The following is a 12,898-nucleotide window of genomic DNA, read 5'->3' on the forward strand; positions in this document are numbered from 1 at the left end:
TGCAGGACTATCGAAAAAACATCAATCTATAGATTCACACTATCTATATCTATAGCGATCGCCACAACAAAAACCGGTGGTGGTGCATAGTAATGGTAAAGGAGTGTGGGGGGATGGGGAGATGGGGGGATGGGGAGATGGGGAGATGGGGAGATGGGGAGATGGGGAGATGGGGAGATGGGGAGATGGGGAGTATGAGAGAAATTAAAGAATATGTATCCTACCATTACCATGCAGGACTATCCAAAAACCAATAGAACTTACGCAGATACACTATATATAGTACTCATAACTATTGTCCAATAGTTACTGGACTCTATACACAGTGAGATGAAAATTTTTCTTCTCTTGGTCGATTGGATATGGCGAGGAGACCTCGCCATCCCTCGACCGCTTATTATCCCCTTAAAAGGGGAGGCTTTAAACCACAATTTTTCGGTAAGGCTAGAAAAAAATATAGTTATATAAATAATTGTGGAGAGGAAGTTATTCCAATTTGTTATGACGAATTAGGAAGGTTTAATGGAGAAGTTGCATTTTTTAAGCAAGGAAAAAAGAGGGGATATTTTAATCAAAGGGGAGAAGTAGTTGAAACACCTACTAATCAAGATTTACCAAAGAAAAAACAAGTCAATCTAAAATGTCAAGATGCCAAAGCAGAGCAAAGTACAATAACAAAAAAACAACTGGAAAATACAAACTATCCACGCAGCAGAAGAACACGCAAAAGAAGTAGCAGCAAAGTCAAGAATTAAAATATAGTGCTTCTCGGATTCATGAGTTACACTTGTTTTTCTTCTTTTCTCTTTCCTGTTCCCAGTTAAAATATTCCCAGTTAAGGTTTTCCCTAAAACCCATAACTTTGTACCTCACAAATATAATAATTGCTATATTCCCTAGATACACTGACCTTTTTACAGCAAAATTAAAATTATGATTTCTTTGATTCAGGAGATGGTATTTATACTCCCAGATTTATTTCTGCTTCCTGCCTTATAAATCACATTCCCCATATCAATTTGCCATATAGAAACCCCGATTATATGTTCATAAATATGCGCGTTTTTTTAGCTAGGAGTTAGGAAGACAGGAGGGAGTTCATTAATGGATAATGGATAATGGATAATGGATAATTGATAATTACCTCTGGTTAAAACCGCTACGGAATTGAATATCAGGAGATATTATTTCTTTTCTTGGTCGATGGTCGGCCAGCGAGGAGACCCGTTCTTGCAGACCCGCTCCGAAGATCGCCATCCCACCCTTCGGGAAGCTGCGAAGATAGACCGCTTTTTTTCCCTTTAAAAGGGGAGGCTTCAAGGCGCGAATTATTTAATTATTAATTATTAATTATTAATTATTCGGTAAGAGGAAAGAGAGAAGATGTGGGGATAAATAATACAAAAAACACTCCTTGCTGATGATTTTTCCTCAAAATTGATGCGCGAAAAGACTTGACTACCATAATTATATAGATATCAAATGGGTTCCATACAAAAAATAGTATAAAAATCGGTGAATTACCAAATATTTAGACTCTGCAAATCATGATAATAAATCAAGAATAAACACCTAATTTATTCTGGCAATTAGCAATAAATATTCACCTCTCAATACTGACTACTAAGTAGGTGAAAATAAATAAATTAAATATTAGAGAGGGCTGATTTTTAGAACTCATCGCGCTTAATTCAAAGCTTTCAGTTAAACCCCCCCCTACAATTTTTTTTAACGTTTAATTAGACCTACCTACTTACTGACTACTTATCCTTTATACTATGTTTTGAACTGCGAAATGTAGGTGATAAATATGTTTCAAACAACTCGTCGTCGTTTAGCAATTTGGTACACCACAGTAACAGCTATTTTATTACTAATATTTGTCACAGGATTTTATATCTATTTCCGAAATACTTTGATCGAACGCATCGACGATACTTTACTTCATGTCGTAGAAGTAGTAGAGCGATCGCTAGTCATCGAATCTTTCCCCACTAAAAATAGTAAAAAATTTCGTGTTAACCTGGAAGCTAGCTTTCGAGATAATGCCAATACTGTAGAAGATGACCATATCGACCTTGAATGGTTTAGCTCCACAGGAGAACTAATTTGGTCAACCTTTTCCGCTCCCCTAAATATTCCCATACATTCCAACCGCACTGGAGAAACAGTACGAATAACCCCTCACTTGGAAAAAGTTGAAACATTACAACAACCCATAGACAATAATTTACTACTACGACAGATAACAGATAGAGTAGAAATCGATCGCCAAGTCTTAGGATATTTACGAGTCAGTCATCCTTGGTTTGAAGTAACAAAACCAATTCGCCAGTTAATGCTAGACCTAAGTATCATCACCTGTTTAGTCATAATTTCAGTAGGAGCAATTGGTTGGTTACTTTCTGGGTTAGCAATACAACCAGTACGCGAGTCTTATCAACATCTGAAAAAATTTACTGCTGATGCTTCCCACGAACTCCGCAACCCCATCGCCATGATTCAAACTAATGTACAAGTTGCTTTAGCAGACCGGGAGTTAGCATCATCCGAACATCAACAACAATTACAAGTTATCGAACGTTTAACTCGTCGGTTAGGAAAACTGGTAGATGATTTACTATTTTTAGCACGTCAAGATAGTGGAATAGTACAGTCACAGTTTTCATCAGTACCATTAGATGCTTTATTGATAGAAGTAGTAGAAGAACAACAAGCGATCGCTACTGCCCAAGAAATAAATCTAGAATTAAAAATTTCCCTACCCGACCTTATTGAAAAGGCAGTTGAAGAAGGAGTCAGGAGTCAGTCCTCAGGAGTCAGGAGGGAAAATTGCATGGGGTATCTCACCCCAAACAATTTTGAACACCGTGTAGACGGTGGGGTATTAAACCCACAAAAAAAAGATAAAAATCAAGACACATCTCGAACCATCAAAAATCTTATATCTGAGGAAGATATTAATCTCATAGGAGATTGGGACCAACTAGCAAGGTTATTTACAAATCTGATTAGTAATGCAATTCAGCATACCCCATCTGGTGGTCAGATAGTAGTAGAATTGCAGCACCTTCCCAAAGTCAAAAAAGCAACTTTAAGGACTCAGAAAAGGGAACTAGACAATAGCTCTGAGAGTAGTGGAGTAATTTTCAGAGGTTGTCAAAACCTTAAATATAAATATGACTCTCTTCAAGTAACAGTCAAAGATAATGGTATTGGTATTCCTATTGATACATTATCACGTTTATTCGATCGCTTTTATCGAGTAGACCCTGCTCGTTCACATCATGGTACAGTTGGGTCAGGTTTAGGGTTAGCGATCGCCCTAGCTATTATAGAAAATCATTATGGCCAAATATCTATCGAGAGTCATCCTCAAGTTGGTACTATGGCCACAGTCACTTTGCCGATAAATCAGAGTCATATCAAATCCAGTTGAATACTTATTATATAGTTGTGGGAGATGGGGAGATGGGGACCCACCCCTAACCCCTCCGGTGGAGGGGAATGTGGGGAGATGGGGAAATTGAAGTGTGGATAGAATTATAAACATATACTGTATAACCGGATTATATATTAGAAGTTAGATTTGATAGGCTAAAAACTAAAAAATTTGACAATACAATAGTTTCAGGCAATTATTTGACATTTATAAATGCTCAAAGTTAGTCAGAGATTACTTCTGACTTCTGTAAAGGCGAATGGCCATTGGCTAACGCAGAGCTGCCGCTAACGTCCCTACTAACTTGTGACTTGCGCGTAGCACTATAAAACCTGCCCACAAGTCGTTTCCATCTACTGCTTAAAAGACAGTGGTTTAACACTTACCGAATTTTCAAGATGATTCAATACCTTTCTAAACTTGTTGAAAAAACTCCGATCATTAGTACCCTTTGTAGCAGTTTAATCATGGGACTAATTACAGTTGCTCTAGCTGGAGGGCCTCCCCCTGGTACAACTAAGCCACCTACTCAACCTTTAAGAAAAGAACCTGCGCAAGTAGAAGAGAATACTGAACCTCGTCGTCGTCAACCTCCTGCTAGTCAGCCATCTGGCGGTCAAGAAAAACCAGTAGAGGCCGAACCAGACAGAAGTGAGCCTCCTCGCCGTCAACCTCCTAATGTAGGAAACCCTGGTGGCCAGCAGCAAGAGATTAATCAAACACCACCACAATTTCCTGAACCAGCAGGTAGAGTTACCCCTGTGGAAGGTCTCGTTACTCTAAGATTGATTAATCAAACGGATGCCGTAATTAAATATCAGGTAATTGGTGGCCGACATAGGACTCTAGGAGAAAGGTCAGTAGCAGAAATATATGAATTGCCAGTCCCATTAACGTTAACCTACCAACGTCCTGATGGAGGGTTATTATTAGTAAGTCCTCAAGGTATTTCTAATAGAGTATTAGAGGTTAGGTTTAATTCCACAGAAAATTTTGATTTAGATACTAAGTCACTAAATATTACTGGGACAGGAGGAGTATTTTTGAACTAGTGCAGGATGACGGAAATAACTGACCAGTTACAAAATGCTAAAACAATTACAAATCAATACTTTTAACTTTTAACTTTTGACTTTTAACTTCCGCGTAGTGGCACTAGGTTAATTTCAAGACAAATTTGAGGTCTGAAGTTTTTAAGTTATAGCAATGAGCGCTGGTATATTTACAAATTGCAGAAGGGGCTAAATAGCTAAAAGTCTTATATTATCAGCAATTTATTCCCCCTTTCGGAGCTGTTGCTTTCCGGAGCTGTTGCCTGCGCACAGCGCTATATCATCTACATAACTTTCAATCCTAAGTTAAATTTAAAAAATTTCGGCAGAAGACCTACTTCATAGGAGACGTTTTGCTAATGCAAAGCTTTCCTAAGTAATTAGTAATTCTATGGAAAAGCAAACAGCATGAATACCGAACAATGTTGTGCAATAGCTAAAGAAAGAGTTGCTTGGTAGATAAATTAACGATCGACCGACCTTAGACAGGGAAATGTTTTTTCCGACTTTTGCCTGTTCCCTATTTGGTAAATATCTGTCTTTGAAATATTAGGACTTCTACCATAGCGCAGTCTTGACCTTAACTACATCAAGATTCTGGTTCTTTTGAAACTTTGAGAAACTGATTTATACTTGTACTAACTTGTTCCATATCATCATTAAAATAGATAGCTTTAATATCCTCCGGTAAATTATTATCTAGATGATGGTATCCCTGCTGCAACAAAGATTTTATCTCCTGAGATGAAATAGTTTCTCCCTCAGCTTGGAGATATGCTGCAATTCTTGTTTCACTCCAGTGGAAAGTCTGAGACATTAACATAATCAAGCGCAGTAGTGCCTCTAACTGGTCTAATACTTGCCTAACATAGCACCATAAAGGTGGTGGAGCTACCTGTAAAGAATAACGAATTGATTCAACAGGAGGAATTTCTGCTTGGTTAAGACTAATAGCTGTAACATTTATTAACCAATTCTGGAGAGTAGTATTTTCGTTGGTTGGATCTGCCCCCTCTCGTAAATCTAGGCCACGCAGTTCATAAAATATATGTTGCCAAGTTTGGGCAAATAGATAATCTGCTTGAACAGGGGATCGCAAGGAATGTTGAATTAAAGTTTGGACTATCATACCATAGCGACAAAAAATCGCTACGAAGTATTTTCCTTGGTCTGGATAGTTTTGAAATAAGGTTAATAGTTCCTGGTCACTATGATGGAATAGTGATTTAACTATAGGGTGATTAGATTCAGGAAATGTGTAAGTAGGCTCTGTTTTTAGCATAAAGTATGAAAAATTTAGATTAATGAATATTCGGTCGAACCACTATTAATTCTAAAATCAGGCAATTAAAATTATTAAAAAGCTTTCAATACCTAATTTTATGCACTACTTTTTTAGGCTGAAGTCAAATGTGATGAAAAGGAGTTTTGTCCTAACTATTAGAGTGGAGAGAGGTCTAATAAACATCTCCAATAATAAAAAATAAAATCAATTATCGCACATAAATTACTAATTATTTCCGCCTACTCCCTCTTTTCTAGCTATGCTTTATAAACATCTTTCTTAAGATTGATATTCCCTTGGCTGAAGCACAGGGGATTCTTAAGCAATCCAAAACTTGATTCTTAAAGGCATTATCAAACTGCCTCTACTGACTTCTTTAAGGGAAAACCTTAAAGTTACCGCTACTTTTTTGAGGATATTAGCTGCGCCATTACAATCGGCATTAACTAACAAACCGTTTTGAGTTTGATAGAGTCCTCGTTGTCTTGATGCAGTCGCTCATGGGGGAAACCCCCTTTTGCGGCGCTGCATCGCTTAATTCTCTTGCCTGATGGCTTCCAGCTTCCGGGTTTTTCACCGTAGTTTGGCAACAAGTCATCATCTAAAAAGCTAGCTTGCAAGGTATACGATTCTTCCGTTTTAATAAACTCTATGCCGTATAATTCGCATAACTGAATAATTCGTTCTTTGAGTTTAGCTGTGGGGATTTGTACAAACTTTTGGTTGTTTTTTGCACCGATATTAATACTATCTTTTTGTCGTTTATTCCAACCAAAAATCATTAGGCAAATTCCATGTTTAAGGCAATGATTAATCACCAATCTTGCTGCTTTATTAACAGCATCGCGCATTTTTATATTGCGTTTTGCAGTTATGCACGCTAATTTATTTGACCAAAATATTTGGGGTTTATTATCTTTAATTGTAGCTATTTGTTTGTTGTACTAACCCACCCCTATCCCCTCCCGGGAGGGGAACTAAAGGGGTGGGTGTTTACCATCAATAATCAAACTTTTCCCTACATTAGAGACACAACTTAACCAATTATCAACTCCGTGGTCTATCCCTATAACTTTGGCTTGATCTAGCTGAGGTTTATCAGCTTTTAACTCATAAACCCATTCGACATAAAAACAGTAGTTACGAGGTAAAATCCTAATTTATCTGATTTCTTTAAACTCAAGATTACTAGGGAAATCTAAGAGAAAACTATCAACTTTAAATGCTGCTTTAACCTTTCTGGCCAGAGGTACTTTAACTTGACTATTTTCCAGCTTTAAAGCTTGCGCACGGATAAGTTATTACTCCTATTCCTCCCTTTTTGCGATATTTTGGTAGTTGAGGTTTATCAGTTAATTCTCCTTTGAGATACTTCTTAGAAAGTGCTTGATAAGACTTAAATGCTGACCCTACTCCTCTAAGAGTTTGTTGTGCTGCTTGAGAATACAAAAACTGATAATTACTATTGGGCTTTAACTTCTTTTCTAAGTTGTATTTTCCCAGAATTTTACATGACTTAAAATACCATTGCCTAGCCAAATAAATCCCGCAATTAATGAGTTTATTTGCTGTAGTACATAAGTATTCTAAAAACGAGATAATTTCGGGAATCTTAATTAACTCTTGCTGACATCCATACATCTTTATCACCTCCTTTAATAGGATAACATTAAAGAATAGAAAATGACAAATTTTTAAGGCGATTAAAATCGCCCATTCTTTTTCATCCACGCTTTAAAAAGACGTGACTTTCAAACTCTCGTCCATCTTTCGTGAACTTGACAAAATAGACAAGTTATGTATAAGTACTTGAGAGACTTTTTTCTCAAAAATAATGTATTGAAAAGCACATTTTTTTGAGAACTTAAGCAGCGATCACTACTGCTAAATTGACTCTTTCTCTCTTCTCCCCTGCTCCCTCACAGGAGTGCGCGTTCCCTCACAGGAGTCAGCATTCCGCAAGCGAGCTGTCGTCGTCGCGGAGTCTGACCGCTTGCGTCTAGCCTCCTCCGGAGAAGCTAAAGCTAACGCCGACGCGGGGTCGCACCGCTGCTCCCCTTCTCCCCAAAAAGTTTTCAGAAGTTCCTGATAATGGATAGCTTTTCTGGAGATATCTAATATATTCTGTCCATAGCCCTATGTCCTCCCCACTGTTCAACAATTTTATCGTCGTATTCATCAGAAATTGCTAAAACTGCTTTTACAGATGCCTCTAATTCTGGTTTATCGCAAGTAGAACCGACTATTGTATGTTCAAATATAATACTATTATTTTCATCTATACCAAAAGCACCAAAGCGCATTTTACTATTTTCTTGCAGTAAAAATTTCATCAAATCTGATTTTAAATCTACATTTGTCACCACATAGGAGCGAGTATTAATTATTGCCTCATTATCTCCCCAAGCAAAAACAGATACTTCAACTAAAGCAGAACCCATAAACAAAGTAACACCTGGTAAGTCTTGTCTCACGCAGGGAAATTTATCAAATAATTCTCTCATCCAGAGAGAGATTTTGTTGTAGCAAGCTTCTTGTACATTCGTCTCAAATTGCATTATTTTTCTCCAAAAGCTTTACTAGAAACTAGCCATTACAAAAAAATATAATAACTATAATATATCAATTTTTGCAGTTTGAGATAAAATAGACTGTAAGTTTATGATTTTCTTAGGATACAATTATGAGTGAAATATTAACACCTAGTTTAGTAGCCCAAATTCTCACTGCATTAGGATCGGTGGGTTTTTTATTTCTGGCAATTCAAGCATTGCGACTACTAAAACAATAACTATTAAAACAACAATGGTTTTGATAAATTGATTTCTATCGGTTGGTCGCAGTAATATTCGATCAAAAGCCAGTTATTTTGAGATTATTTAGACATCTCCAAAAATCAAAAATAAAATCAATTATTATCCATAGATTCTCAATTATTTATCCGGTGTTCCCTCTTTTATGGAGATGTCTATTGAGCGATCGCTCTTTCAATAATGAATAATGAATAATGAATAATGAATAATTACCTCTCCATGAATTGAAGAGGATTGACAAAGAGATGAAAATTTTTTTTCACAGGAGTCGATTGGATATGGCTCCTTTGACCTCGCCATCCCATCCTAGGTCATGCTGCGCAAACGACCGCTTATTATCCCCTATCCAAGGGGAGGCGCATACCCACAATTTTTCGGTAATATCATGTCCACTTAATCTCGCCCTCGACAAACTTTCTCTTCTATCCTTCTTTGCCTTATTTTCCCCCTATTGCCTACTCCCTCTAATACCAAATTGAAATGAAGCTGCATAGAATAATACTTAAAGCACAATTGACTGTAGATAGACGTAGATAAAGATAGATCAATGAATGAATTTTGTAATTCTATGCAACCTCATATAAAATTGGTATAATACCAATTTAAAAAAAGAATGTTACGAATAATTGGGGATGATTAAAAGATTTTATATAAAGATATCCCTTTGATGAAAAAGATAAGTTTTAACCTAAAAAATGGTATAGAAGTCATTCATTCTGTACATCGCCAATCCGACTGCTCCCCTACCTATACGGGCAAACGGCCGTTTGCCCTACCACTGACTCCTAAGAAATAGCCTAGCTATTTGTAACAAAAATTTATCAAATTGGTATAATACAATGTCCGGATGATTAAGTATAATAAAAATGTTCTATTGAAGCGTTCTTGAAGGAATATCCCAAATTTCTGCTCCGTTTCCAGTGTTCGATCTTGAGCTTACACCTACGACCTAAGAACTTTCTAATGTTAAAAAATGTACCCTTCCAGAGGCTTCACCAACAATAATTTTTACTCCATCTTCTGCCACAGCGCAACATTCTAAGGAACTCTCTCCTGTAAAATGGGCGATCGCCCGTCGCTTTTCTAAGTCCCAAACTTTGAGAGTATGATCATCAGATGCAGAAATCACTTGCTTACCATTTGGTGTTACTGCAACTGAACTTACCCAGTCAGTATGACCGCTCAAACTAAATAGTTCCTCTGTAGTTTCTAAGCACCAAACTTTAACAGTTTTATCAAAAGACCCAGAAATTAATCGCTTGCCATCTGGTGTTACTGCTAACGCTTTTACCCACCCATTATGACCGACTAAAGTAGAAACTTCTTCTCCAGTTTCCAAGCACCAAATTTTAATAGTTTTATCAAAAGACCCAGAAATCGCTCGTTTACCATCTGGTGTTACGATCGCTGAACTTACCCAGTCAGTATGTCCTATGAGAGTAGAAACTTCCCGTAAAGTTTCTAAACTCCAGACTTTTAGAGTTTGGTCAGACAAACAGGCGATCGCTCGTTTACCCTCTGGTGTAACTGCCACAGCAAAAATACATCTAGTGTTACCTTCTATCGTCAACAATTCCTTTGCTGTTTCCAAACTCCAAATTTTGAGAGTGTTATCATCCGAACATGATATAATACGTTTGCCTGGTAATACAGCTACTGAATTGACTCGATCGGTGTGACCTTTAAGAGTACAAACTGATTTAGCTGTATTAAAATTCCAGACTTTGATGGTGTTATCCCAAGATGCTGATACTGCTTGTCTATCTGGTAGCACTACTGCTGCATTCACCCTATTAGTATGTCCGATGGGGGGTGGCAATTCTTCAGAAGTATCAAGACTCCAAACCTTCAGAGTAAAATCATCAGAACCAGAAATTATGCGTCCATCTGGTAAAACTGCCACTGCATATACTGAGTCAGCATGACCTTTGAGAGCAAATAACTCTTCTCCTGTCTGGAGACTCCAAACTTTGAGAGTATTGTCAGAAGCAGCAGAAATAATTTCCTTACTGTTTGGAGCTACTGCTACTGCATTTATTCCTTTGCTGTGACCTTTGAATGTCAAAATAGTTTTTTGGCTGCGCAAATTCCAAACTTTAATAGTGTTGTCTGAAGAACCGGAAATTACTTGTTCTTCTGGAAGTATTGCTACACTTCTCACACCACCGGTATGACCAGTTAGTGTCAATACTTGTTCTTTTGTCTGGAGATTCCAAATCTTGAGAGTGCCATCAGATGAACCTGAAATAATTTCTCGACCGGATAATACCGCTAACGAATTGACCCAACCTTTATGACCAGTGAGGGTAATTTCTTCTTTTTGTGTTTCAATATTCCAGACTTTAATCGTATTATCTGAAGAACCGGAAACTACTTTACCATCTGGTAATACTGCTACTGCTCTTACTCCTCTTGTATGACCAGTGAGAGTGAGAAATTCTTTAGTTGTTTCTAGGTTCCAAATTTTGATGCTGAAGTCATCGGACCCGGAAACCACCCATTTATCATTTAGTAATGCTATAGCTCTAATTCTCGCCTTGTGTCCAGTTAAGGTTGCTATTTCTTTCCCTGTTTCCAGGTTCCAAACTTTGAGAGTATTATCAGCAGAACCAGAAATTACCAATCCTTCTGGGGTGACAACTACTGCATTTACCCAGCCAGTGTGACCGATGAAAGTGCGTAGTAGTCTACCTCCTGGTGGTGTGAGACTTGGTACCATTGGTCTTAACCAGGGCGTCCGGTTCCAAGATTTAGCTTGTTGTAGCATTTTTTGAATTTCTGGTATTTCAAAAGATAGCAGTCGCCCCCAAAGTTGTCCTGGTAGTTGTGTTTTATCTTCGACAAGGATATGAGATGATAGTTCAATTGCCCCTTGAATTAATTTTAGAGTTTTAACTTTTTCACTTGAAGTCCATACATTGGAATGCATGGCTTCCTCATAATCATTTAATAGATATTCTACTCCGAATAAATATAGTCTTGATTCAATAAAATCAAAATCTGTGAGTAAGCGATGCAATTGTTCTGTATCAGATTCACTCACGAGAAAACCTGGTAAAGTTTCTAAGAGATAGTATTGATCTTCTAGGGGCATTTGAGCTAAATTTTCTCTAAACTCACCCATTTCAATTTCCTTGTTATACTGATGTAAACTAATAGGTATTTGTGCAAAATTAATTTAACATCTTTAAGCAGGAAGTAGGAAATAAAAAGATACTTGTTTGCTTAAGCAGTAGATATAAAAATAATTTTGCCCACCTATTTAATATGACCATCAAATATACAATTAATTTAGCTTTAGTGCTTATACATTTTATACATTTATAATATTAGACATCTCTAGAAAAGAGGGAGTAGGGAGCAGGGAGTAGGGATTAGTGGGAAATAATTGATAATTTCTGTGCAATAATTGATTTTATTTTTTATTATTGGAGATATCTATTGAGAATAAGAATTAAGGTAGAGGAACAGTAGTTTAATTAGATAAGGAGTGTGGGGAGTGCGGGGTGATGGGAAGATAGAGAAAGATTTGGTAATGGCGCATAAGTTGGAAATTTTTTTTATACCGAACCTGAGCGGGTTTGATTTAGCCTACCCTACCACTAAATAATGAACCTACAACCTACCACCTAAAACCTTCTTTAATTACCATTATTTAGGCACTTCCTCTGCTTGAGTTAAGCGTTCTAACTTCCACTTTAGTACATTCCCTACAAAAGATGGAGGATGATGGTCAAATTCAGTTTGAGCTTTATTCGTATAGTCCAAGCAATTGTCTAAATATTGTCCTACCCTTTCGCGATCGCGCAAATAATACAAAATTGTTGCATAAACTTGTTCCAAGCTAACAGTATGAAATAGTTCGGCATGGGTTCTATAAAGAAATGGTAAAGAACGCACTCATTTTGTTAAAGATTTAATGAAGATTTGCAATTATCCTTAATATGGGCTTGATTAATTCAAAACAGTTAAATATTATTATCTAAAGATAACACATCTAGTTTGGTTTAAATCTAATGGTTAAAAGTTTTGAGCTTTTTAATTCTGAATGGACTCCTATTGCCGTAGGAATCCATTCCATCAAGGTCTTACTTAATTACAAAAAGTTCAGTAAAATTTTTCCTTAGCTCTACCCTAATACTATTAGGAAATTCGACTTCAAAAATCAAACTTGATGGGAGCAATAAAGAAATAATGAATGGTGTTGCCAGTCTTGTAAATAGACTGGTTTTCTTTTTTCTGACTATTTTTTTGCTGTTCATAACCTTCAATTTGTTTCTGTTTAATTTGAACTATCAAGTTCTAA

The 12,898-nt window shown here is 36.9% G+C and carries 10 protein-coding genes; 4 read left to right on the plus strand and 6 right to left on the minus strand.

What is annotated here, in order from left to right:
• Positions 1-113: 113 nt before the first annotated feature.
• From F6K23_RS06455 to F6K23_RS06470, 4 genes are all read left to right on the plus strand, one after another.
• Positions 114-257: a hypothetical protein gene (locus tag F6K23_RS06455; RefSeq protein ID WP_293152252.1), complete on the plus strand. Its 144-nt coding sequence runs from the start codon at positions 114-116 to the stop codon at positions 255-257.
• Between the two features lie 105 nt (positions 258-362).
• Entirely contained in the window at positions 363-755 is a 393-nt protein-coding gene (locus F6K23_RS06460) for a WG repeat-containing protein (protein WP_293152255.1), read from the plus strand.
• Between the two features lie 1,055 nt (positions 756-1,810).
• A complete protein-coding gene (locus F6K23_RS06465; protein ID WP_293152258.1) occupies positions 1,811-3,439 on the plus strand; it encodes a cell wall metabolism sensor histidine kinase WalK in 1,629 nt (542 codons plus the stop codon).
• Positions 3,440-3,909: 470 nt separating this feature from the next.
• Positions 3,910-4,494 carry a hypothetical protein gene (locus F6K23_RS06470; protein WP_293152261.1) on the plus strand — a complete coding sequence of 195 codons (585 nt, stop codon included), beginning with the start codon at positions 3,910-3,912 and terminating at the stop codon, positions 4,492-4,494.
• Positions 4,495-5,083: 589 nt separating this feature from the next.
• On the opposite strand, the gene F6K23_RS06475 is transcribed toward F6K23_RS06470, so the two are convergent.
• The 6 genes from F6K23_RS06475 to F6K23_RS06500 all read right to left on the minus strand — a co-directional run bounded on the left by F6K23_RS06475 (position 5,084) and on the right by F6K23_RS06500 (position 12,492).
• A complete protein-coding gene (locus F6K23_RS06475) occupies positions 5,084-5,776 on the minus strand; it encodes a sigma-70 family RNA polymerase sigma factor (protein WP_293152264.1) in 693 nt (230 codons plus the stop codon).
• A 449-nt stretch (positions 5,777-6,225) separates the two neighbouring features.
• Positions 6,226-6,630: an IS200/IS605 family accessory protein TnpB-related protein gene (locus F6K23_RS06480; protein WP_293152267.1), complete on the minus strand. Its 405-nt coding sequence runs from the start codon at positions 6,628-6,630 to the stop codon at positions 6,226-6,228.
• Positions 6,631-7,042: 412 nt separating this feature from the next.
• Complete coding sequence (locus F6K23_RS06485; protein WP_293152270.1) at positions 7,043-7,420, minus strand: hypothetical protein; 378 nt, start codon at positions 7,418-7,420, stop codon at positions 7,043-7,045.
• Positions 7,421-7,893: 473 nt separating this feature from the next.
• The gene (locus F6K23_RS06490; RefSeq protein ID WP_293152273.1) at positions 7,894-8,337 is read right to left on the minus strand and encodes a YbjN domain-containing protein; all 444 of its coding nucleotides are present in this window, start codon (positions 8,335-8,337) and stop codon (positions 7,894-7,896) included.
• A gap of 1,204 nt (positions 8,338-9,541) precedes the next feature.
• The gene (locus F6K23_RS06495) at positions 9,542-11,716 is read right to left on the minus strand and encodes a hypothetical protein (RefSeq protein WP_293152276.1); all 2,175 of its coding nucleotides are present in this window, start codon (positions 11,714-11,716) and stop codon (positions 9,542-9,544) included.
• Between the two features lie 527 nt (positions 11,717-12,243).
• Positions 12,244-12,492 carry a hypothetical protein gene (locus F6K23_RS06500; RefSeq protein ID WP_293152279.1) on the minus strand — a complete coding sequence of 83 codons (249 nt, stop codon included), beginning with the start codon at positions 12,490-12,492 and terminating at the stop codon, positions 12,244-12,246.
• Positions 12,493-12,898 lie beyond the last annotated feature (406 nt).

The sequence above is a fragment of the Okeania sp. SIO2C9 genome, assembly GCF_010672455.1.
Classification (GTDB): domain Bacteria; phylum Cyanobacteriota; class Cyanobacteriia; order Cyanobacteriales; family Microcoleaceae; genus Okeania.